The sequence below is a fragment of the Haloarcula pellucida genome (assembly GCF_014647235.1).
GTDB lineage: Archaea > Halobacteriota > Halobacteria > Halobacteriales > Haloarculaceae > Haloarcula > Haloarcula pellucida.
Window position 1 is genome coordinate 55,934 of record NZ_BMOU01000004.1, and the last position, 21,331, is coordinate 77,264.

At 67.4% G+C, this 21,331-nt stretch carries 21 protein-coding genes; 5 read left to right on the forward strand and 16 right to left on the reverse strand.

The window, feature by feature from the left end:
- Positions 1-11 precede the first annotated feature (11 nt).
- Entirely contained in the window at positions 12-1,061 is a 1,050-nt protein-coding gene (locus IEY28_RS12320) for a glycosyltransferase family 4 protein (RefSeq protein WP_188997934.1), read from the forward strand.
- 122 nt (positions 1,062-1,183) lie between these two features.
- On the opposite strand, the gene IEY28_RS12325 is transcribed toward IEY28_RS12320, so the two are convergent.
- Positions 1,184-2,569: an MFS transporter gene (locus IEY28_RS12325; RefSeq protein WP_338071845.1), complete on the reverse strand. Its 1,386-nt coding sequence runs from the start codon at positions 2,567-2,569 to the stop codon at positions 1,184-1,186.
- A gap of 38 nt (positions 2,570-2,607) precedes the next feature.
- Between IEY28_RS12325 and IEY28_RS12330 the strand changes: the two genes are divergently transcribed.
- Positions 2,608-3,711 (forward strand): glycosyltransferase family 4 protein, encoded by a 1,104-nt coding sequence (locus tag IEY28_RS12330; protein WP_188997941.1) that lies wholly within the window; start codon positions 2,608-2,610, stop codon positions 3,709-3,711.
- 198 nt (positions 3,712-3,909) lie between these two features.
- Here IEY28_RS12330 and IEY28_RS12335 read toward each other — a convergent pair whose 3' ends face one another.
- The 5 genes from IEY28_RS12335 to gatC all read right to left on the reverse strand — a co-directional run bounded on the left by IEY28_RS12335 (position 3,910) and on the right by gatC (position 8,304).
- On the reverse strand, positions 3,910-4,089 hold the full coding sequence (locus tag IEY28_RS12335) for a hypothetical protein (protein ID WP_188997945.1): 180 nt from the start codon (positions 4,087-4,089) through the stop codon (positions 3,910-3,912).
- Positions 4,090-4,130: 41 nt separating this feature from the next.
- Positions 4,131-5,291 (reverse strand): M48 family metallopeptidase, encoded by a 1,161-nt coding sequence (locus IEY28_RS12340; protein ID WP_188997949.1) that lies wholly within the window; start codon positions 5,289-5,291, stop codon positions 4,131-4,133.
- Between the two features lie 154 nt (positions 5,292-5,445).
- Complete coding sequence (locus tag IEY28_RS12345; protein ID WP_188997954.1) at positions 5,446-6,609, reverse strand: M48 family metallopeptidase; 1,164 nt, start codon at positions 6,607-6,609, stop codon at positions 5,446-5,448.
- A gap of 131 nt (positions 6,610-6,740) precedes the next feature.
- The gene (gene gatA, locus IEY28_RS12350) at positions 6,741-8,024 is read right to left on the reverse strand and encodes an Asp-tRNA(Asn)/Glu-tRNA(Gln) amidotransferase subunit GatA (protein ID WP_188997958.1); all 1,284 of its coding nucleotides are present in this window, start codon (positions 8,022-8,024) and stop codon (positions 6,741-6,743) included.
- Position 8,025: 1 nt separating this feature from the next.
- The gene (gatC, locus tag IEY28_RS12355; protein ID WP_188997960.1) at positions 8,026-8,304 is read right to left on the reverse strand and encodes an Asp-tRNA(Asn)/Glu-tRNA(Gln) amidotransferase subunit GatC; all 279 of its coding nucleotides are present in this window, start codon (positions 8,302-8,304) and stop codon (positions 8,026-8,028) included.
- 223 nt (positions 8,305-8,527) lie between these two features.
- Here gatC and IEY28_RS12360 point away from each other — a divergent pair, with 223 nt between their 5' ends.
- The 3 genes from IEY28_RS12360 to IEY28_RS12370 are packed head-to-tail and all read left to right on the forward strand — an operon-like array spanning position 8,528 to position 10,460.
- The gene (locus tag IEY28_RS12360) at positions 8,528-9,502 is read left to right on the forward strand and encodes a transcription initiation factor IIB (RefSeq protein ID WP_166971101.1); all 975 of its coding nucleotides are present in this window, start codon (positions 8,528-8,530) and stop codon (positions 9,500-9,502) included.
- Positions 9,503-9,543: 41 nt separating this feature from the next.
- Positions 9,544-10,020 (forward strand): NUDIX domain-containing protein, encoded by a 477-nt coding sequence (locus IEY28_RS12365; RefSeq protein WP_188997963.1) that lies wholly within the window; start codon positions 9,544-9,546, stop codon positions 10,018-10,020.
- 29 nt (positions 10,021-10,049) lie between these two features.
- Positions 10,050-10,460 carry a universal stress protein gene (locus IEY28_RS12370; protein WP_188997966.1) on the forward strand — a complete coding sequence of 137 codons (411 nt, stop codon included), beginning with the start codon at positions 10,050-10,052 and terminating at the stop codon, positions 10,458-10,460.
- On the opposite strand, the gene IEY28_RS12375 is transcribed toward IEY28_RS12370, so the two are convergent.
- The 10 genes from IEY28_RS12375 to IEY28_RS12420 all read right to left on the reverse strand — a co-directional run bounded on the left by IEY28_RS12375 (position 10,461) and on the right by IEY28_RS12420 (position 21,149).
- Positions 10,461-11,552, reverse strand: coding sequence for an asparagine synthase C-terminal domain-containing protein (locus IEY28_RS12375; RefSeq protein ID WP_188997968.1), 1,092 nt, complete (start codon positions 11,550-11,552; stop codon positions 10,461-10,463).
- Positions 11,552-12,238 carry a PHP domain-containing protein gene (locus tag IEY28_RS12380; RefSeq protein WP_188997971.1) on the reverse strand — a complete coding sequence of 229 codons (687 nt, stop codon included), beginning with the start codon at positions 12,236-12,238 and terminating at the stop codon, positions 11,552-11,554. Before IEY28_RS12380 ends, IEY28_RS12375 begins: the two co-directional genes overlap by 1 nt.
- Positions 12,239-12,523: 285 nt before the next feature.
- A complete protein-coding gene (locus IEY28_RS12385) occupies positions 12,524-13,747 on the reverse strand; it encodes a TIGR04347 family pseudo-SAM/SPASM protein (protein ID WP_188997974.1) in 1,224 nt (407 codons plus the stop codon).
- Positions 13,744-14,058, reverse strand: coding sequence for an Htur_1727 family rSAM-partnered candidate RiPP (locus IEY28_RS12390; protein ID WP_188997977.1), 315 nt, complete (start codon positions 14,056-14,058; stop codon positions 13,744-13,746). The genes IEY28_RS12385 and IEY28_RS12390 overlap by 4 nt, the downstream gene beginning before the upstream one ends.
- 189 nt (positions 14,059-14,247) lie before the next feature.
- The gene (locus IEY28_RS12395) at positions 14,248-16,530 is read right to left on the reverse strand and encodes a nitric-oxide reductase large subunit (RefSeq protein ID WP_188997980.1); all 2,283 of its coding nucleotides are present in this window, start codon (positions 16,528-16,530) and stop codon (positions 14,248-14,250) included.
- A gap of 150 nt (positions 16,531-16,680) precedes the next feature.
- Positions 16,681-17,532 carry a CPBP family intramembrane glutamic endopeptidase gene (locus IEY28_RS12400; protein WP_188997983.1) on the reverse strand — a complete coding sequence of 284 codons (852 nt, stop codon included), beginning with the start codon at positions 17,530-17,532 and terminating at the stop codon, positions 16,681-16,683.
- A 167-nt stretch (positions 17,533-17,699) separates the two neighbouring features.
- Positions 17,700-18,758: a DUF7973 family transport facilitator gene (locus IEY28_RS12405; protein WP_188997986.1), complete on the reverse strand. Its 1,059-nt coding sequence runs from the start codon at positions 18,756-18,758 to the stop codon at positions 17,700-17,702.
- A 45-nt stretch (positions 18,759-18,803) separates the two neighbouring features.
- Positions 18,804-19,247: an arsenate-mycothiol transferase ArsC gene (locus tag IEY28_RS12410; RefSeq protein ID WP_188997989.1), complete on the reverse strand. Its 444-nt coding sequence runs from the start codon at positions 19,245-19,247 to the stop codon at positions 18,804-18,806.
- Positions 19,247-19,639 (reverse strand): ArsR/SmtB family transcription factor, encoded by a 393-nt coding sequence (locus IEY28_RS12415; protein ID WP_188997992.1) that lies wholly within the window; start codon positions 19,637-19,639, stop codon positions 19,247-19,249. Before IEY28_RS12415 ends, IEY28_RS12410 begins: the two co-directional genes overlap by 1 nt.
- A gap of 358 nt (positions 19,640-19,997) precedes the next feature.
- Positions 19,998-21,149 (reverse strand): multicopper oxidase domain-containing protein, encoded by a 1,152-nt coding sequence (locus IEY28_RS12420; RefSeq protein ID WP_188997995.1) that lies wholly within the window; start codon positions 21,147-21,149, stop codon positions 19,998-20,000.
- Positions 21,150-21,331: the final 182 nt, after the last annotated feature.

The following is a 21,331-nucleotide window of genomic DNA, read 5'->3' on the forward strand; positions in this document are numbered from 1 at the left end:
TCGGACCGTCCGTGCGCGTCCTGAACTACCTCGAACTCGCCGACCGCCTCGATCGGTCGGGCATCGGTACGTCCGTCGACCACCAGCGACAGGCGCTCGCCGACACCGACGTGGAGGTACTGACGACACCGTGGACCGACGGCCACCCCGGCTGGGCCGTCGGTGGCAACATCGCGTTCGACGACCCGGTGTTCCGCGAGTACGACATCGCTCACTGCAACATGATCGGGCCGGGATCGGTCGCCGTCGCTCGCCACGCTACGCGCAACGACATCCCGCTCGTGTTGCACGCTCACGTCACCCGGGAGGACTTCCGCGGGAGTTTCCGCGGGTCGAACCTCGTCGCACCCGCGCTGGGCGAGTACCTGCAGTGGTTCTACTCGAAGGCCGATACGGTCCTCTGTCCCTCCGAGTACACGAAGGGCGTCCTCGAAGACTATCCAGTCGACGCGCCCATCCGGCCCATCACCAACGGCGTCGACACGGCCCCGCTGGATGGATTCGAGTCCTTCCGCGAGGAGTACCGCGAGCAGTACGACTTAGACGGGATGGTCGTCTTCGCCGTCGGGAGCGTCTTCGAACGCAAGGGCCTGACCACGTTCTGCGAACTGGCCCAGCAGACCGACTACGACTTCGCGTGGTTCGGCACGTACGACGACGGGCCACACGGGTCGGCCGAGGTGCGGAAGTGGACGTCGGACCCGCCCGAGAACGTCACGTTCACCGGCTGGGTCGACGACATTCGCGGGGCCTACGGGGCCGGCGACGTGTTCCTGTTCCCCTCGAAAGTCGAGAATCAGGGCATCGTCGTCCTCGAAGCGATGGCCTGTGGCAAGGCCGTCGTCCTCTCGGACATCCCCGTCTTCCGGGAGTACTACGAGGACGGCCACGACTGTCTCATCTGTTCGGACGAGGCGGAGTTCCGCGAGGCCGTAGAGCGTCTGGAAGCGAACCCGGACCTCCGCGAGCGACTCGGCGAGAACGCGATGGAGACGGCCCGCGAACACGGCCTCGACCGGGTCGGCGAGCGACTGGTCGAGACGTACGAGGAACTGGTCTGAGCCCGGACGACCGCCAGCTCGAACCGTGTTCGACTCACCGGCCGTTACGTATCCGACGGGCGAGAGACCATAGTCATCGTCTGATCGAACGCGTTGGCGACGCCAACCACCGAGACGAGATCTCAGTCGGCGCCGGTGGGGCGCTCGGTGACCGTCGTCGGAGTCCGCCGCCAGAGGACGGCGACGACGGCCGTCCCGGTGAAGACCAATCCGCCGGCGACGCCGAACGCCAGCGTAAACCCGTAGCCGCCGAGCCATCCACCGAGTATCGACCCGACGCCGCTCGCGAGGCCGGAAAGCGCCGTGTACAGCCCCAAGGACTCTCCGCGGATGGCCGGGGGTGCGAGACGAGTGACGATGCTGGCGGCGGTGACGGCGATGAGCGCCCACGCCACGCCGATGAGGCCGAACACCACGCCGTTGGTCAGGAGGGCCAGCGACGCCACCGGGACGAGAACAGTGACAAAAGCCACCGTGGGATGGAGTATCGCCCGGGCCAGCAGCCCACCGGTCTGGATACCCGTGGCGTCGTACCGGTCTGTGAGTCGGCCGGCCCCGCCGTAGAACAGCGCCGACCCGAGGCTGGACACCAGATACAGCGCGAATATTGTCCCCGAGTCGTAGCCGAGCGTCCCCGAGAGGTACGAGGGGAGCGGTCCCCAGAACACGCCGAACCCGGCGAAGACAGCGAGGATGGCGGCGAAGTACAGCGACAGCGACGGCGTGAGGCGAGCGAGAACCTGCCGGGGATGGAACGACCGCGTGAGCCAGTAGACGCGGCCGGGTCCGACCGGGAACGTCGCACTGCGAACCGGCAGTCGACGGGAGCGAGCGATGGCGCGAGCGATACGGCTCGGTCGGGGCGCGTCTGCCGTCTGCACGCCGGTGGGGAGCCACCGGGCGGCGAGGACGGCCGCGACGGCAGCCACGCCCGCACAGAGCCACAGCAGTGCCTGCTGAGCTACTTTCGTCCCGAGCGGCCCGGAGAGAGTCGTCGTCCACGCCAGTCCGAGGACGAGCCCCCCGGCCCAGCCCCACCCCTGATAGCGGTTGAGCGTGGCAAAGCGGCCCGGCCAGTCGCGTTCGAGCGACCCGACGGTGACGAGAAGCGTGAGAACCGGTGCGACGGCACCGGCGGCGAACCACAACACCCCGTTGCCGGCGATGACGACCCACTCTGACTCGGTCAGCGAGACGACGACGAGCGCACCACCGGCGAGTGCCAGCGCCACGAGGACGAGCGAGCGGTGCTTGCCGGTCCGGTCCGCGATACGGCCGAAGATGAGTGCGCCCGGCGCGCCCGCGGCGGCCGCGACACCGGCGAGTACGCCCAGCAGGAGCGTGCTCCCGCCGATAGTGACGAAGTACAGTGGGACGAGCAACGAGGCGGCACCGAGTGCAACAGAGCCCAGCGCCCACGCGTACAGCCAGCGGTCCGAAGCCATTGGGAGATGGACAGGACGGGGGCTGAAAAGCCCACCGACGGCGGGGGGCTTCTCGCGGCCAATAGCAAGGGTTTACCCGCTGGTCTGATTACGCCGCGTCGATGACACTGCCGCAGGTGGCCGCGTTCACCGACACGTACCTCCCGACCGTCAACGGGGTGACGTACACGGTCAAGACGTGGCGGGACCGCTGGCACGCCCGCGGCGGTCGGATGGACGTCGTCTACCCGAGGAGCGACCACGACGCCGAAGACGGGGAGTATCCGGTCAGGAGCCTGCCGTTCCCGTTCTACGAGGGGTTCCGCCTCGGGATGCCCCAGATTCCGGACGCGGTCAACGGGGCCGACGTCGTCCACGCACACACGCCCTTCAGTCTCGGGATGGCCGGCCAGCGACTCGCGCGGAAACTCGACGCGCCGCTGGTGGCGTCCTATCACACGCCGACCGGCGAGTACGCCGAGTACGTCTCCTCGAACACGACCGTCGAGTCGGCCGTCCAGTCCAGTGCCGAACACTACGAGCGGTGGTTTCTGGACCGTGCCGCTGTCGTCGTGGCCCCGAGCGAGCGCGCGGCCGCCCACGTCCGGGAGACGGTCGGTGCCGACGCCAGAGTCGAGGTCATCTCCAACGGTGTCGACACGGACTTTTTCAGGCCGTCGGAGAGCGACGACTTCTGTGCGCGCCACGACCTGCCGGACGGTCCCCTCGTCGGCTACACCGGCCGGCACGGTCACGAGAAGTGCCTCGAAGACATCGTCACGGCCTGTGAGGGTCTCGACGTGACCGTCGTCTTCGGCGGCGACGGCCCGGCACGCGAGGACCTCAAAGCGATGGCCGCCGAGGCCGACGTCGACGTCCGCTTTCTCGGGTTCTTGGACCGTGAGGAACTGCCAGCCCTGTACAGCGCGCTGGACGTGTTCGCGTTCCCGAGTCCCGTCGAGACGCAGGGGCTGGTCGCGCTGGAAGCCAACTGCTGTGGTACCCCTGTCGCCGGCGTCGACGCCGGTGCGCTCTCTGACACTATCCACGACGGCGAGACGGGGTACTCCTACCCGGAGGGCGACGTCGACAGGTTCCGACGGGCTATCGAGCGGACGCTGGACGAGCGCGAGCGCCTGCGAGAGACCTGTCTCGCGCGTCGTGACGCAGTCAGCGTCGACCACGCGGTCGACCGACTGGCGACCGTCTACGACTCCGTCCTGTAGCGCAGCAGTCCGTGAGGGTTGTCTGCCCCGACGCCCGGTCTTCGTCACTGTCTCTCCGGTCCCGCCCACGGTTCGAGAACGAACAGCGACGGCGAACCCGCGGGTCCGACAGGGCCCCCTCGGCGCGGTCGGCGAGCGAGGCGTACAGGTCGGTTTGGTCGTACCCGGAGAAAAACGGCTCACCTGATTACTGGGGTCTCACCGCGAGCGCGACCACCCGATGCCAAACGCGAGGCCGTTCACCAACCCCAGCAGCATCCCGAACACGAAGTCCTCCAGCATCAGTGCGAGGATGAGTCCGACGCCGACACCGACGGCGACGCCTTTCGCGACGGTCGGCCAGTGAATCCACGCGAGTCGTCCCTCGTCGTCTGTCATAGGGGTGCAACGAACGCCAGCGGAATAAACCGTGCCGGTCGTCAGCGTCGCGACCGACCGCCGTCGACGTCGACCTGTCGCTCGCCGAGCGCGTCGATTCGGTCGGCCACGTCGGGATGGGAGTCGGGGAGGACGCGCTCGCAGCCCCTCCGCCACAACCGACCCACCCTCCCGGTTCGATCCGTCGTCGGGTCGTCGCCCGCCTCGTCGAGAGCGTACGGGAGGACACACAGTTCGCGGACGCCGGTCCGGGCGGTGCGGTAATCCGCGGTCGGCCGACGGTCGGCAGTGAGCGTCTCAAGCGCACTCGCCATCGCCGCGGGCGAGCCACAGATGGCGACGCCACCGCTGTCGGCGGCGTACTCCCTGATACGGGAGAGGAGCCGGTAGCAGGCCGTGCTGGCGAGGTTCAGCGCGGCGGCGGTCGGCATCGCGACGAGCGCGAACAACTGGACGGCGATCTGGTGGTGGCCGAATCCGCTCGACCCGTCGTCCTCGTCGTCGGCTTCGGCGTCGCTCCCGAGGAGCCTGCCCACTATCGCCAGATGTCGACACTGGTCCGCGAGGACGGCGTTGAACCGGGCGGTGACCGCCGGCAGGAACGCGGCCGCGGTCATCACGAACGCGTCGCCGTTCTTGAGGTGGGCGAGTTCGTGGGCCAACACGGCGTCGAGTTCCGCGTCGTCGAGCGCGTCGAGGAGCGCCGTCGTCACGAACAGCGTCTGCTCACCGGGCCGTCCGGCGACGAAACTGTTGGGCGTCGACGACGCGACGACAGTCACGTCCGGCGTGGTCATGTTCGCCGTGTGGGCCAACCGCTCGACGCGGTCACGGACTGCCTGTGCGGTGTCGGCCCGGTCTATCTTCGCGCGCATCGCCTCGACGTCCTCGGGCGTCCGTTCGGCCGTTCGCTCGCCGTCGGCCAGCGCGTCCTGTAGCGTCATCCGATAGCCGAACACCGACTGCGCGAGGAGCGTCAGCGGCGTCCCGACGAGGAGTACCGGCCGCAGCGGGACGTAGTCGAAGCTCATCGTCCAGAACAGACTGTCCCACTGGTAGGCCAAGAGCGGGGCCAGTCCGAGCGCGACGTGAGCGAGCACGTACGCCGCGGCCACGGCGACCACGTCGAAGGCGACGAGCACCGCAATGAGGGCGACCAACCGCGCACGGAGCGGCAGTTTGGCGGAGGGGAGGGCTGCCATAGTTCCTCCTTCGTAACACTGTATAAAAAGTATACCGGGAAACCGCTGCAAACAGGTGCGTTACGCCCGCTGCTGCTTGTTCTTTCAAGCCAGGGACACAGGTCCGGACGGTCTCGTGTCGCCCGAACACCAGCCTCATCATCGACGTGCGGGACTAGCTGCGCTGGTCGAGGTCGGACTGTCGCCCCCGTAAGGCGGCAATGCGGTCGTCAACGTCTGGATGGGACCCGGGCAGTATCTGCTCTGTGACGGTGTGCCACCGATGGGCGATCCGTTCGGCCCGCCCCGCCGGCGGGTCGGGCGTCTCGTCCGTAATCGTGTACGGTACCACGCACAGCTCCCGAACGCCCGTCTCGGCGGTCCGAATGTCCGCGTCCGGACGCCGGTCGTCCGTCACCGTCTCAAGTGCGCTGGCGAGCGCCGCCGGGGAGCCACAGATGGCGGCACCGCCGGCGTCGGCGGCGTACTCCCGGACTCTGGACAAGAGCCGGTAGCAAGCCGTACTGGCGAGATACAGCGCCGCCGTGAACGGCATCGCGAGGAACGCGAACGCGACCAGCGGGAGGTAGAAATAGGCAGCGCTAATGGCGTTTCTGCTGGTCTCGCCGTCGAAGAACCAGTGGGTGTACACCGAGGTTTCGAGCGTCGTTCGGAGCCACCGTGTGGCGCGTGCGCTGACGATCGGTAGGAACGCCGCCGCCGTCATCACGAACGAGTCGCCGTTTTTCAGATGGGCGAGTTCGTGGGCGAGCACGGCGTCCAGTTCGTCGCCGTCGAGTTGGTCGACGAGCGCCGTTGTGACGAACAGCGTCCGCTCGCCGGGCCGGCTCGCGGCGTAGCTGTTCGGTGTCGTCGAGTCGATGACGCGCACGTCGGGTGTCGACATGTCCACCGTCTGGGCCAGCCGCGTGACCCGTTCGCGGAGCTGTGTCGCCGTCCGCTCGTGTTTGATAGCGGTGAAGCGCTCTCTGGTGGTCTCTGGCTCGGACGCCTCGGGTAGGTCCGGGCCGTCGGTGGCCTCCCGTAGCGTGACCCGATAGCCGAACACGAACTGGAAGGCCAACACGAGCGGCGTTCCGGCCAGTACCGCGGGCCGGAGCGAGACGAGATGGAACCCCTGGGTCCAGAAGGACGCGCCGACCGGGAGGCCAAACATCGGCAGCAGGCCGTAGGCGATGTGGACCAACACGTATGCCGTGACCACGGCGACCACGTCGAAAGCGACGAGGCCGAGCAGGAGGGCAGCCAGCCGCAGGCGGAGGGTGGAGTGGGTGGCAGGCACTATCGTTCGAATTTCGATACGCTGTATAAAAAGCATGACGGGGTGGGACATCGACCGGCGCTATGCCGGTGTCTCGGCACGGGTTCTCATACTGGTGGCTGTAAGTTCGTAAAGATATTCGCCACCTCGGGGTGGCAAATTACTTCAGTTTGTTACAGCCACCAGTATCAGGCCAGCGCGCTGCCGGCCCGGATAATCGTCCGTTCGCCGAAGGCCGGCCCGACGAGTTGCAGGCCGACGGGGAGGCCCTCGTCCGTCTCGCCGGCGGGCACCGAGATGGCCGGGAGGTTCGCGAGGTTCACCGGGGTCGTGTTGGCGTCGGCCAGATACATCGTCAGCGGGTCGTCCAGGCTCTCGCCGCGCTTCATCGGCGGCACCGGCATCGTCGGCGACGCCAGCACGTCGGCCTCCGAGAGCGCCTCGTCGAAGTCCTGCTTGACCCACGCACGGGCGTCCTGAGCCTTCTTGTAGTACTTGTCGTGGTAGCCCGCCGAGAGGGCGTAGGTGCCCAGCAAGACGCGACGTTTGACCTCCTCGCCGAAGCCTTCCTCGCGCGAATTGGCGAACGACTCGTTCCAGTTGCCCTCGTAGCCGCCCGACTGGCCGTAGCGGACGCCGTCGAAGCGGGCGAGGTTCGAGGACGCCTCGGACATCGCGATGACGTAGTACGCCTCCACGGCGTGTTCGACGCTCGGGAGGTCGACCTCGTGGTAAGTCGCGCCCTGCGCTTCGAGGTCGTCCAACGCCGTCCAGAACGTCTCGACGACCTGTTCGTCGGCGCCGTCGAGGAGTTCGGTCGGGACACCGATAGAGAGGCCGTCGACGTCGCCGTCGGCGGCGTCGGCGAAGTCGTAGCCCTCGACCGCCTCGCTGGCGTCTCGCGTCGTCCCGTCACGCTCGTCGGGACCGGCGATGACCTCCAGCAGTTCCGCGGCCTCGGAGACGGATGGGGCGATCGGCCCGATCTGTTCGAGGCTGTTCGCGTAGGCGACGAGGCCGTACCGAGAGACGAGGCCGTAGGTCGGCTTGATACCGACCACACCACAGAAGGCGGCCGGACAGCGAATCGAGCCACCGGTGTCGCTTCCCAGTGCCATGTCGGCGTCGCCCGCCGCGACGACGGCCGCCGAGCCACCGGAGGAGCCACCGGGGACCCGCCCCTCGGCGACGGGGTTCTCGACGGGGCCGTAGGCCGACGTTTCGGTGGTCGTCCCCATCCCGAACTCGTCCATGTTGGTCTTCCCGGGGATGGTCGCACCGGCCTCTTTCAGACGCGCGACGACCGTCGCGTCGTACGGCGGGACGTACCCGTCGAGCATCGCGGAGCCGCAGGTGGTCTGGACGCCCTCGGTGGAGATGTTGTCCTTGACGGCGACGGTGCGGCCGGCGAGGGGGCCGTCGTCGGCGCCCTCGATGGTCTCCGTGGCGATGTAGCCGTTGTAGTCGGTCATCTCACGACACCTTCGGCCCTTTGAACTGCCCGGCCTCCGTCTCGGGGGCGTTCTGGAGCGCTTCCTCCTGACGCAGGCCCTCTCGGACCTCGTCGGGTCGCATGACGTTCGCGAGGTCTGCCTCGCGCTCGGTCTCGGGCACCTCGTCCAGCGCCTCGAACGCGGCCAGAATCTCGCCGAACTGCTCGGTGAACCGTTCGACCTCGTCGTCGTCGAGGTCGATACGGGCGAGGTCGGCGATGTGACGTACCTCGCTCGGGTCGACGGCGTTGTCGCTCATGTCCGGGCGGAGTATCGGACCGGCGGTAAGCGTTTCGAAACAGGGGGCCAAACTGTTGGGGGCAGTTCTCGCAGTGGAAGTATTTCGGCAAAAACTACCAACGGAGTTTTACGAAAGGCAAACGCTATGTTTGTGAATCGGGAAAGGTTTTAAGTTGCTCCGGCCACAACAAAAGGGTACAAGAGACGTTTTTCGGGTACCCAGACCCGTCAGTTCGCTACCAATGACCGATACCACCATCCGCCGATACACGAATGAAAACGAAACCGACGTCGACGAGACAACAGAGGAGGCAGACGAGGGACTCGTCTGTCCCGAGTGTGGTGGCTCTCTGCTCTCCGACAGCGAGCGCGGCGAAACCGTCTGTGAGGACTGTGGGCTTGTCGTCGAGGAAGACGAGATAGACCCCGGCCCCGAGTGGCGTGCGTTCGACTCGAAGGAGAAAGACCAGAAGTCCCGCGTCGGCGCGCCGACGACGAACATGATGCACGACAAGGGCCTGTCGACCAACATCGGTTGGCAGGACAAGGACGCCTACGGCAACTCCCTGTCCTCGCGCCAGCGCGAGAAGATGCAGCGCCTGCGCACCTGGAACGAGCGGTTCCGCACCCGCGACTCCAAAGAGCGTAACCTCAAGCAGGCGCTCGGCGAGATCGACCGGATGGCCTCCGCGCTCGGCCTCCCCGAGAACGTCCGCGAGACGGCTTCTGTCATCTACCGCCGCGCGCTCGACGAGGACCTGCTCCCCGGCCGCTCCATCGAGGGCGTCTCGACCTCGTCGCTGTACGCCGCCGCCCGACAGGCCGGCACCCCGCGGTCGCTCGACGAGATCGCCAACGTTTCCCGGGTCGACAAAGACGAGATCGCCCGCACCTACCGCTACGTCGTCCGGGAACTCAGCCTCGAAATCCAGCCTGCCGACCCCGAGAGCTACGTCCCGCGCTTCGCCTCGGACCTCGACCTCTCCGAGGAGGTCGAACGCCGCGCCCGCCAACTACTGAAGAACGCCAAAGAGGAGGGCGTTCACTCCGGGAAGTCCCCCGTCGGTCTCGCCGCGGCCGCCGTCTACGCCGCCTCGCTGCTGACCAACGAGAAGGTCACACAGAGCGAGGTCAGCGAAGTCGCGAACATCTCCGAGGTCACCATCCGCAACCGCTATCACGAACTGCTGGAAGCCGAGGACAGCGTCCACCCCTGAACTTCGTAACGTAGACTTTCCCCTGTCCCGTCGCCACCCGTATGGAGACGACCCGCCACTTCGTCGCGACCGTCTACGCCGTCAGCGAGGGGAGCGTCGCCCTGCACGAACACGACAAACTCGACATGTGGCTCCCCGCCGGCGGTCACGTCGACCGAGACGAACTCCCCCACGAGGCCGCCCTGCGCGAGACGCGCGAGGAACTGGGCATGGCCGTCGACCTCGTCGCCCCACAGGAAGACATCGAGAGCGAGACGGTCCGCTCGATTCCTCAGCCACAGCACTTCCTCTTGGAGGACATCAACGTCCACGAGCACGGTGAGGTGGGCCACCAGCACGTCGACTTCATCTTCTATGGCGACGCGCCGTCCCGCGACATCGACCCCGACCCCGGCGAGCAACCGGCCGACGACTGGACGTGGTTTACGGCCGCGGACCTCGCCGACCGGCGCGACGAGATTCCGGCGGACGTCGTAGAGATCGGGACGCAGGCCATCGAGACGATAAGCAGTCGCTAACTATCGGTCTAAGACCCGTCTCGGGGGGCATGTATCAGGTGTTACTTCCCGTGGACGCGAGCGAGGAGCGAGCGACCGCCCAGGTGGCGGCGACGACGGCACTGCCGTACGCGGACGAGGAGGTGGAGGCGGTCGTCCTGCACGTCTTCGACACCAAGGAGACAGCCGAGAAGACGACCGTCGAACAGACGCCCGCCGGAAAGACGATGGTCGAAGCGTTGCGTGATGCCGGCGTCGCCGTCGAGACGGTCACCACCTACGGCGCGCCGGAAGAGCAGATAGTGAGCATCGCCGAGGAATACGACGTCGACATGATTATCCTCGGGGGTCGGAAGCGGTCGCCGCTGGGTGCGTTCGTCTTCGGGAGCGTGAGTCAAGCGGTCATCCTCGACTCCGAGCGCCCCGTCGCCATCACCGGGAGCGACACACCGACGGAGTAATCACTCGACCAGCGACTCGACGTACTGGGTGACGTGGTCGTCCATCCGGCGCTTATAGCCCGCCTGTCGGGCCAGTCGGTCGAGTTCCCGGGCGGCCAGCGACCCGTACTGGGCGGCCTTCTTGTCTCGCATCGCGACGGCCTCGGGCAGCGACCCGAGTGCCGCCTGCCGGAGCGCCCACTTGCGCGTCTCCCCGTCGACGAGCATCCGGTCGTCCAGTCGCAGGGCCGCCGACACGACGCGGTCGTGGAGCAGCGGCGTCACCGGTTCGACGCCCGCGGCCCGGAGGGTTAGCACGTCGCGAGATAGCTGGTCCGGAAGCGTCGCGACCACCTCTCGCTGGGCGCCACGTACCGTGTCGGCGTCGACGCGCGGGTCCTCGGGCGCTTTCGCCACCTTGGCGTACCCGCCGAACAGTTCGTCGGCGCCCTGTCCGAGCGCGAGTCGGTCGAACCCGTCGGCAGCGACTCGTTCGGCGGTCAGATACAGCGGGAGCGCGATCTGGACCGCCATGGCGTTCGTCCGGCCCGTGGCGGCGACGATTCCGGGGACGGCCCGCTCGATGGCGTCGTGGGTCAACTCGACCACTCGCAGGCCCCGCCCTAGTAACTCGGCCGCCGACCGGGCCGCCTCGACGTCGTGGCTGTCGGGGAATCCGGCGACGTACAGCGGCGCGTCTAGTCGAGCGGCCAGTAGCGCGGAGTCGACCCCGCCCGAGAAGGCAATCGCGAGGCCGTCCGCGTCCACGGCGTCGATACTCGTCTCGACGGCGTCCCGGACAGCCTCGACGGCCGTCTCGGGATTCGAAAAGGGGTCCGGGTCCGGCAGGGACCACACCTCGCGCGTCCCGTCGGCGTCGCGGACGTGGCCCGCCGGGACCGGGTCGGGGTCGGCCAGTTCGGTGGGGTCGGCGCTCCAGTCGGCGTCCGGGACAGCACCACCGGCCGCGCCGCTCTCGACGAACAGCGGATACCGCCCGAGTACGTCCCTGACGAGGGCGTCGTCGAGTCGCCCCGCGAAGCCGGCGGTACCGGGGAGCGAGTCACCGGACTCGACGGCGGCGCGAACGGTTGCCTCGTCTGTGCCCTCCATCAGTCCAGAAAGCTCCCGAGTCGGCTCTTCACGCGGCGCTTCGCGCCCCCGGCGGCCTGCCGGAAGCTGATGCGCCACGGCGTTCGCTCGCCCTCGACGGTCGTCTGTCCCTTCTCGACGGCGTCGAGGATGGCGTCGACGGAGCGCTCGTCGGTGTCGACCTTCGTGACGGCCTGCCCGACCATCTCGGCGATGTGGGCGTCGCTCCCGGCGGTCATCGGCAGCCCCCGCCGCCGGGCGAACCGCTCTGCCTGTCGGTTCGACCGGCCGGTCAGCAAGCGGGAGTTGTACACTTCGATGGCGTCCGCCGTCGCGAGTTCGTCCTTCGAGATGTGTTCGAGGACGCCGTGACGGGACTCCTGAAACGGGTGGGGCACGACGGCCAGCCCCCCTTGGTCGCGGATGCGGTCGAGCGTCTCGGCGAAGGACAGGCCCGCCGGAATCGGTGACTCGATACCCAGCGCGAGGACGTGCCCCGCCGCACAGGTCACCTCCATCCCGGGGATGCCCACGAGACCGTACTCCGGCGCGAGTTCGGCGGCCTCCAGACTCGCGTCCAGTTCGTCGTGGTCGGTGACCGCGAGCGCGTCCAGTCCGACGGCTTCTGCCTGTGCCAGCAGTAGCTCGACCGGGTCGCGCCCGTCGTGGGACAGCGCCGAGTGCGTGTGAAGCTCGACCGACAGCACGAGCGGTCATAGAGGTGGCCCGGCCAAAAGCGCCCCGGTACACGGGGCGTGATGTCACCGAAAGAGAACACGAGCAGTGGCCGCCCGCGTCCAACGGGCGGTCGTGGCCCGAACGAACCGTTCTGCTCACTCCCACGAGACTGGAGTCACTGACACGATACGCCGCGACCGTCGTCGACGGTCGCATATGGACGTACCGCGGGGAGTAGAATGAGGCCGTGGCCTCAACGCGGAGGGCTTTGATACGTCCCTCGACGACCACCGGCAACCCCTGACCCGAAGCGCTCAGTCCGCCGGACTCGTCGCGTCGCCGCCGGCGAAGGGTTCCGGACCACGAATCTCGTCGTCGTCGAGGTAACACTGCGGGTCCGGCGCGAACAGGTCGTCTTCGACGGTGAGCGCCCGGAGTCTCGACCCGCCGCGACAGACTCCCGCGTACCGACAGTCCGCGCACTTCCCCGTGAGACGGTCCTCGCGCTCTCGGAGTGCCCGGACGAGCGGGTTCGACTCGTCCTCCCAGATGTCGCCGAACGGGCGGTCACGGACGTTGCCCAGCGAGTAGCCCTGCCAAAACTGGGTGAGGTGGACGTTGCCCTGATAGTCGACGTCGGCGACGCGTTCGCCAGTCGGGTCGCCACCGTTGACCCGGAGGTATTCGTACACTCTGCGGGCTTGGGCTTCGCTCATGTGCTCGCGGGCGTACTCGACGAGGTAGGCCGCGTCGGCGTAGTTCCCGACCAGCAGGGTCTCTATCTCTTCGCCCCGGTCGTGGTACTCCCGGGTCATGTCACACACCCGCTCGACGGCCTCCCGGCGCTCGACGGGGGTGAGGTCGGCGTCGACGATCTCGGTGCCGCGGCCGCCGTAGTCCAGATGATAGAAGCAAAAGCGGTCGACGCCGACGTCGGTCAGCAGGTCGACGACCCCCTCCAAGTCGGGCGCGTTGCGCTCCGTGATGGTGTAGCGAAGGCCCGTCTTCAGGCCGGCGTCGAGGCAGTTCCGGATGCCCTGGACGGCGCCGTCGAACGCCCCCTCCATCCCGCGGAAGTCGTCGTTGCGTTCGGGGAGGCCGTCGACGGAGACGCCGGCGTACTTCAGCCCCGCCGCTTTCAGCGACGCCGCTCGCTCCTCGGTGATGAGGGTGCCGTTGGTCGAGAGGACGGGGCGGACGCCGACCTCGTTCGCGTACGCGACGAGTTCTTCGAGGTCCTGCCGGACGAGCGGTTCGCCCCCGGAGAACAGAATCACCGGCGCGCCGTAGTCGGCGAGGTCGTCTAACAGGGCCTTTCCTTCCGCCGTCGTGAGTTCGCCGTCGGCGATGTCGGTGTCGGCGGCGGCATAGCAGTGATCGCAGTAGAGGTTACACTGCTTGGTGACGTTCCAGACGACGACCGGACGGCGCTGTTTCTCGTCGCGAATCTGTGACTTCGTGGACTCCTCGGCGGCGTCATAACGCAGGCCGTCGCCCTCCGCGTCGAGGTCGGTCAGCAGTTTCGAGACGGAGATCACTCCCGCTCACCTCGCAGGGTCTCCGCCTGCATCGACTCGGCGTCCATCGTCGCGTCGGTCCCGTCCGCCGCTGGGTCGAGCGCCAGCGACTCCGCTTGCACCCGGACCGTCTCGTCGGCCGGGCAGAGCCACAGCGCCTCGGCGGCGTGGGCGAACAGTTGGGTCGCCTGTTCGCGGGCGATGTCCGCCGACGGGGCGCTGACGCTCCCGACGTGCGTGAGCGGGTCCGCCGACGACTCCCGGCAGAACACTTCCCACTCGCGGCTGGTCGCGCCGCGCGGGGCGTCCACCTCGTGGTCGAGTTCTCCCATACGCGACACTTGTCTGCCCGACAAAAAACGGGTCGAGCGTGTTCCCAGCGGGTGGGAACCGGACCGAACCCATCCGGATTCGATATAGTCCCATCCAGTTTACGTCCGAGAAAGCGACTCCCGGTACGACCCGTCGCTATCGAGCCGCCGTCTCTCGAAAGAGTGGAAAAACCGACGGCTCGCGGTCGCTCAGTCGTCGGAGACGACCGGGTCCGACACCGGCGCGTCGTCGTCGTCGGCCAGCACCGACCGCAGGGAGAACCGCTTGCGAAGCACGTCGGCGGTGAAGATGACCGTCCCGAGGATGATGAGTGCGTCACCGGGCATCCGCGCCCAGAACAGCAGTTGCACCAGCGGGCGTTCGTAGAACGCGACGCTCCGGGCGGCGGCGTAGCCCTCGGTAAAGGCCACCTCTAGCTGGAGGAACCCGATGGGCGTCACCGAGACCAGCACCATCAGCGCGAGGCCGACGTTCCAGCACCAGAACGCGGCCCGAAGCCACGACCCGTCCCAGTCGCTCGGGTCGACGCTGATGCGGAGCATGTAGCTCGCCATACCCAGCGCGAGGAAGCCGAAGGCCCCGAACATCGCCGCGTGAGCGTGGGCGACGGTGAGGTAGGTGCCGTGTTCGTAGTAGTTGATGAGCGGGAGATTGATGAAAAAGCCCAGCACGCCCGCGCCGACGAAGTTCCAGACGCCGGAGGCGACGATGAACATGAACGGAATCGTGTACGGGAAGCTCTCGCCGCCGGTGGCCATCGCGCGGTACTCGTTGATGGCCTCGTAGAGGATGAACACCAGCGGGACGAGTTCCAGCGTGGAGAAGGCGCTCCCCAGCGGCACCCAGATGTCGGGCATCCCGATCCACCAGTAGTGGTGGGAGACGCCGATGACGCCGGTGCCCATCACCAGCAGCGCCTCGAACATCACGGCCTTGGCGGCGCTCTGGCGTTTCAGGAGGTTCATCGACACCAGCGTGATGCCGACGATGGCGACGATGAAGAACTCGAAGGCCCCCTCGACCCACATGTGGACGACCCACCAGCGCCAGAACTCCGTGACGGCCATGTTGGTCTTCGGGGTGTACAGCAGGCCAGCGGTGAACAGCAGGGCGATAGAGCCACCGGCGTAGAGGATGAGATGCGAGAGGCCGTACTTCGGTTCGTCGTCGAGCAGCGGCTTGAAGCCGCGGTAGGCGAGGCCGGCCCAGATGAGGAAGCCCGCGAGCAGACCGAGTTGCCAGACGCGGCCGACTTCGAGGTACTCCAGCCCCTCGTTGCCGAGCCACCACCAGAGGTCACCCTCGAAGAAGCCCTGCATGCCGAGCCAGATGCCGACGAGGCCGCCGACGACGACGACCACGAGCGCGCCCAGCAGGACGTTGACCAGCGTGCCCTGCCGGTCGGGTTCGTGCCCGGTCAGCAACGGCGGGAGGAACAGGCCGGCACCGAGCCACAGGGTGGCTATCCAGAGGATACCCATGTCGATGTGCCACGTCTTCGCGATGGCGAAGGGGAGCCACTGGAGGACGTTCACCCCGACGAGTTCGCCCAGACCGAAGAACGCGGCGCGCTCGACGTAGAAGTGCGCGAGCAGGCCCCCGAGGAGGACCTGCCCGAGGAACAACCCGGCCGCGATGGGGATGAACCGCGTGGCCGCCCGCTGGCCGGGGAACAGCGCCACGTTGTCGGGCGCGGGCACGTCGATGCCCTCGACTTCGGGTTCGGGGAGGTCGATGCTGCGGTAGAGCCACACCGCCGCGCCCGCACCGGCGACGAGCAACACCATGGCGACGACGCTCCACGTCATGGCTGCGGCGGTGGCGTCGTTACCGGCACCGGGTGCGTAGGGCCACTCGTTCGTGTAGGAGTGGTCACCCGCCGGGCGGTCGGCGTGGGAGAACCACGCCGTCCAGAGCGCGAAGTCCGCGAAGTCCCGGGCGGCGTCCTCGCTGGCGATCATGCCTTCGGGGACGCCACGCTCGTGGCTCCCCTCGTGGTAGCGCTCGACGTACTCCTCGCGAATCTGTTGGTGGGCGTACACCTCGGCGGCGGAGTACTCCACCACGTCGCCCGAGCCCTGCCGGTCGAGACGCTGTTCGACGCGCGTCTCGATGGCGGCCTGTCGCTCGGCCGAGAGCGCGTCGAAGTCACTGCCGTACTCCTCCCGGGCGTGGTACTGGCGCATGTACTGGACCTTCAGGTCCAGCGTGTCGGCGGTGTAGTCGACGCCGTAGTACGCGCCGTTGCCCAGTATCGACCCGTGGTTCATCAGGCCGTCTTTCTGGAACGTCTCTTTGCCGTTCTGTACGTCCGCAGCAGTCGCGATAGTCTCGCCGTCGGGACCGGCGATCCGCTCGGGAATGGGCGGTGCCTTCTCGTAGGCGAGCGCAGCGCCCGCGCCCATCACCACGAGGTTGATGACGAACGCGGCGACGAGCAGTTTCGCAAGCGTCTGTCGTGAGACTTGCATACAGGCGGCGGTTCTCCGTCCTCGGGTTTGTAGGCAGCCCCAGTTCTCGGGGACCGACGACGGGTGCGAACACGTTCGGACGAAGACTGAGATGATTTAGGATTGCCTAAAACTAGGAGTGGGCGACGGCGATGCCGCCACTCGCGGCGCTCAGTCGTCGGTGGCGGACGACGGCGCGTGTCGGGCCCGTGACACAGTCAGCTCAGTCGACCCGCCCAACCGCACGGCGACCACGACGAGAGCGACCATCGCGGCGTACTCGACGAGGCCGACGAGGAGGTGAAACTCGGCTGGGAACTGTACCGTGAGCAAGAACGGGGGCTGGTTCATCGTCGCGTGGAACAGGGCGACCAGCAACAGGTTCCGCGTCAGCGCGTACACGAGCCCGTACGTGAGCCCCATGAGCGTCAGACCGAGCAATCGGACCGCGAGCGCCGACCCGACGCCGTGGCCCGACGCGAGAAACCACCGCGGGAGGTGAAAGAGTGCGAAGAGGACCGCCGCGACCGCGATACCGGTCGCGACCGAACGACGCGTTCGGCTCTCGGCCAGCGCTCCGACCTTCGACTGGAGGTACCCGCGGAAGACGAGTTCCTCCGGAATCGCGGTGAACAGGAGAGCGCTCCCGAGGGCAGCGAGGTAGAGGGACGGGTGTGCCGTGACCCTCGACGGAGTGGTCGTGACGCCGGGAACGCCGCCGAGAGCCAGCCCGAACGCGAGGAGGTTGTACAGCGCCCAGAACGCCGCGACGAGCGCGAACACCGGGGCAACCGAACGGAGGGGCGGTACGAGCGAGCGCGGGGAGACCCCTTCGACCACGAACGCGCCGACGGCGAGTGCGACGAGGAACAGCCCCCAGACCATTCCCAGAAGGGGCGACGGTGACTCCCCCGAGGAGACGAGAACGAATCCGGACAGCACAGCGATTGTCAGGAGGTACGCTACGACGGGGACCAGTGACCCGCGCTCGAACGACGGCGGGTCTGTCGCAGTGTGCGACATCCCGTCCGTCTTCCGATGGGAAAATGAAAACGTCTTTCATCTCGACACGACCGGAACGTCCCGCTCGACGTCGATGACCGGGGCAATCCGGGTCCGCGCGGGTCGACGAGAGCCACGAACGCGTACCGGCCCGGGGTCGGACCGGCGGGCCGACGCCGCCGCGTCGCTCAGGGGAGCGGGACCCAGACTGGGGACTCGACCACGCCGAGGAGTGCGAGGAGTGCAACGACGAGCGACGTGAGAACGATGCTCGCCGCTGGCGGGTCGAAGTGCGTTTCGGCGTGGGCATAGAAGATTCGCTGCACCACTTCGCCGAGGAGCGACCCGAGAACGCCGAAAGCCGCCCCGACCAACAACGCCAGTCCGAGCGGCACACTCCCGGCTACCACCGCCGGTGTGAGCTGGGCCGCCGGGGCGTCGACCAGTGCCAGCGCCGCGGTACTGGCCGGCAGCGACATGTGATGCGTGACCGGAACGTTCGCCACACCGGCGTTGACAAAGACCAGCGCGACGACGCTGATACCGAACGCGAGGAACGGACTCGCGGTCAGGTACGCGACGTAGCCGCCGAGGACGCCCACGACTGCCCCGAGCATCGCGACGTCGCTCCAGCGGTACTGATAGGGGAGCCAAGGTTCGACTGCCGGCGTCCCGCCGTCCGTCACGGCTCCGCCGCTGTCCTCCGTGTCGCGACCCCGTTCGTCGGGCCGCATATCGAACCACTCGGAGGGGGCCGCACCGACGAGGCTGTACCCAAACGCGAGGCGATGTGCGACCGCCGAACCGACGACGCCGAGTGCGACGGGGTCGACGGGGACCGAGACGGAACTGGAGACTGTCGCTATCCAGTACCCGACGACGCCGAACACGCCGCCGACGGCCAGTACGTCGGGCTTGCTCCCGAGACCACGGGCCACGTCTTTCGCCGGATGGTACTCGAAGTCTCCGTCGAGGTACCCCTGTTTCGTCGCGTAGGCCAGTGCCGCGGCCCCGCCACCGAACGCGACGTGTGGACCCAGCACGACGCCGAAGCCGATAGTCCCCGTGATGTCGACGGGTACAGCGTCGGCACCGGTCGTCCGGACGACGAGTTTGTACAGTTCACCGACGACGACCAGCAGTCCCGCGAGCGTGAACGACGGGAGGGCACCGATCGCCGCCCCGAAGGCACCGCCCGCGAACGCCGCCAGAAGCATCTCGACGGCCCACAGCTCTGAGAGCGCCACGGTTATCTCACCCCGATAGCCGCCGTACTCGCCCAGTGATACTCGTCAGTCATCGCTCGGAAGCTCCGCCTCGATGTCGTCGAACAACGCGGCGACCCGCGCCCGTATCTCGTCGCGGATCTCCCGGACCCGGTCCATATCTTGCCCCGCTGGGTCGTCGAGTGCCCAGTCCCGAACTGTCACCGCCGAGGCGTCCGCGTCGAGTTCGAGCGTCGAGCAGCCCATGGTCGCGACGTACGCACACGACTCCAGTTCGGCGGTCGTAATCTCGCGCGGCGTCCGGTCGGTGAGGTCGAACCCCTCCTCTTTCATGACCGCGACGACCTCGTCGTGAACGTTGTCGGCCGGGTGGGTCCCGCCGGTGACGACCTCGACGTGGTCGTCGAGGCCGCGCTTCTCGACTTCTCGCTCGGCGAAGGCGGCCGACATCTGGGACCGACCGGCGTTCTGGACACAGACGAACGCCACCCTGAGCGGCGTATCGGCCATCACTCACCACCCCGCGTCGCATCGAGCGCCGCGACGAGTTCCGCTGCGCGGTCGGTCGTCTCGTAGTACCGCCACGTGCCGTCCTTCCGGCGAGTGACCAGCCCCGCGTCGTGGAGGTCCGACAGTGCGTGGCTGATGGCGCTATCGCTCACGTCGACGAGCGGGTTGATCTCACAGACACAGAGCTCCCGGTCGGCCGCCGACAGGAGGTACACGATGTCGTACCGCGTCTCGTTGCTCAGCGTCTGCAGTGCGCTCCGGTCTGTCCCGGCGTCGTCCGGAATCGCGTCCCGATACGCTTCGAGCGATTCGAGACGCTCCGCGACGTCTGACTCACAACACTCCCCACACTCGTCGGCGATGAGCCGTTCGAGGCGGTCTGTCTCGGACATGGTTGAGTAGTTGAGCAACCATTCATATAATGGCTCCGAGTCTCGAAGACCGTCTTCGCTGCCGTTATCCGCTAGCAGCCGACGTCGAAATCACGCCGCCGGACCCCTCGTCACCGTGCGCGTCCCCACCCGCGCGTAGCGTCACTTCGGGCCGGATACCCGAGTCCAACGACCGGAAAATGTACCGTGGCACTGTGACCGAGAGGGTCCGACCGCCCCACGTGAGAGGTGGGTCCGATGGTCCTGCACCAGCAGCGTCGCGTTCTCGATGGCGTCCGGCGACGTCTCGGGCGGCTAGTCGACCGCTCGGTGTCCCGGGGTCAGCCGTCGGAGGTCACGGCTCCGCCGCTCGCTTCGCTCAACCCTCGTACCCCGCGTACTCCATCAATTGCTTGAAGATGTCCGTGTCCATCGCCTCCTTGTAGACCACTCCGGTCACCATGCCGCCGGGGTACGCGCTCCCGTTCATCGCGTGGCTGACTTTGTGGCAGTGCGCGAGGTAGATGCCGGGGTCGGCGTCCGCCTCGAACTCGATGGTGTGTCGGCCGGCGGGCGGGATGCTAGTGATGTCCTGATCGTGGCGGGCCACGTCCGGAATCGTGCCCCCGTCCTTGGCGACGACTTGGAACCGGTGATTGTGGATGTGCATCGGGTGGTCCATGTACCCGTTGTTACAGAAGTGGATACGGACCGTGTCGCCCTGTTCGACGATGATGGGCGACCCGTCCTCGGGGTGGAGCGTCCGCGGCGCAGACTTCCCGTTGATCGTGAACGTGTCCGGGCGACGGTTCCGCACGTCGTAGTTCGCGTCCATCCCCGCCATCTGGCGGTTGAGTCGGGAGTCCCACTCCTTTAGCGTCAGGAAGTACTCCTTGTCGGCCGGCTCGTAGCCCTTCGGGTCGACGCGGAAGATGCCGTACATCCCCATGTCGATGTGCCGATGGGTCTGGTAGTGGCAGTGATAGAGGTGCGTCCCCGGCACGTTCGCGGGGATCGTGTAGGTGTGTTTCTCGCCGGGATCGATTCGGATGCCAGTCGTGGTGGGCACGCCGTCGTCTTCCCACTTCTTTCGGACCGCGTGGAAGTGGACGGTGTGCGGGCGCTTCCCGTCGGTGTTGTCGAAGGTCACCTCCATGTCCTCGCCCTCCGTCGTCCGGAGGATGGGACCGGGGACGCTCGGGTCGCCGTCGTCGGCCTTGAACGCCCAGACCTGCGGCAGTTCGACGGGGCCGCCCATCGACTCGCCCGGGTGAGCCTCGTGGCGTGCCGGCACGGACGAGAGCGTCACCTCACCGCCCTGCTCGTCGACGTTGACGATCTCTGGCGGCGACGTCGTCGGCAGGTCGCCGCCGGCCTGACTGGCGCTCGCCTCCGTCGACGTGCTGACCGAGTCCTGCGGATTTCCGGGGGCCGTACAACCAGCGAGAGCGACCGTTCCGCCGAGGCCGGAAGCCTTCACGAAGTCACGACGCGAGATACCTGAACCGGGTGCACCGACTCGTTTGCTCATGGACACCTGAACGTATCGAGTGTGTACATAAACCCCCGTAGGGGCGTTCTCACGGTGACAGAACCGTTCTCAGCGGCTGGGAACGGGCGCTTCCATCAATATACCAAACCCCGAATATTCTGGGGGATTCCGGTCGTGACTCTCTGAGACCGCCGTTCGGCGTGAGTCGGTTAGGTTAAAGG

Bases quoted from the DNA above. Each gene is read 5' to 3' on its own strand.
- IEY28_RS12395 (WP_188997980.1), bottom strand. From the start codon at position 16,530: ATGCAAGTCTCACGACAGACGCTTGCGAAACTGCTCGTCGCCGCGTTC.
- IEY28_RS12345 (WP_188997954.1), bottom strand. From the start codon at position 6,609: ATGCTTTTTATACAGCGTATCGAAATTCGAACGATAGTGCCTGCCACC.
- IEY28_RS12410 (WP_188997989.1), bottom strand. From the start codon at position 19,247: ATGGCCGATACGCCGCTCAGGGTGGCGTTCGTCTGTGTCCAGAACGCC.
- IEY28_RS12370 (WP_188997966.1), top strand. From the start codon at position 10,050: ATGTATCAGGTGTTACTTCCCGTGGACGCGAGCGAGGAGCGAGCGACC.
- IEY28_RS12340 (WP_188997949.1), bottom strand. From the start codon at position 5,291: ATGGCAGCCCTCCCCTCCGCCAAACTGCCGCTCCGTGCGCGGTTGGTC.
- IEY28_RS12365 (WP_188997963.1), top strand. From the start codon at position 9,544: ATGGAGACGACCCGCCACTTCGTCGCGACCGTCTACGCCGTCAGCGAG.
- IEY28_RS12415 (WP_188997992.1), bottom strand. From the start codon at position 19,639: ATGTCCGAGACAGACCGCCTCGAACGGCTCATCGCCGACGAGTGTGGG.
- IEY28_RS12375 (WP_188997968.1), bottom strand. From the start codon at position 11,552: ATGGAGGGCACAGACGAGGCAACCGTTCGCGCCGCCGTCGAGTCCGGT.
- IEY28_RS12420 (WP_188997995.1), bottom strand. From the start codon at position 21,149: ATGAGCAAACGAGTCGGTGCACCCGGTTCAGGTATCTCGCGTCGTGAC.
- gatA (WP_188997958.1), bottom strand. From the start codon at position 8,024: ATGACCGACTACAACGGCTACATCGCCACGGAGACCATCGAGGGCGCC.
- IEY28_RS12360 (WP_166971101.1), top strand. From the start codon at position 8,528: ATGACCGATACCACCATCCGCCGATACACGAATGAAAACGAAACCGAC.
- IEY28_RS12335 (WP_188997945.1), bottom strand. From the start codon at position 4,089: ATGACAGACGACGAGGGACGACTCGCGTGGATTCACTGGCCGACCGTC.
- IEY28_RS12390 (WP_188997977.1), bottom strand. From the start codon at position 14,058: ATGGGAGAACTCGACCACGAGGTGGACGCCCCGCGCGGCGCGACCAGC.
- gatC (WP_188997960.1), bottom strand. From the start codon at position 8,304: ATGAGCGACAACGCCGTCGACCCGAGCGAGGTACGTCACATCGCCGAC.
- IEY28_RS12330 (WP_188997941.1), top strand. From the start codon at position 2,608: ATGACACTGCCGCAGGTGGCCGCGTTCACCGACACGTACCTCCCGACC.
- IEY28_RS12400 (WP_188997983.1), bottom strand. From the start codon at position 17,532: ATGTCGCACACTGCGACAGACCCGCCGTCGTTCGAGCGCGGGTCACTG.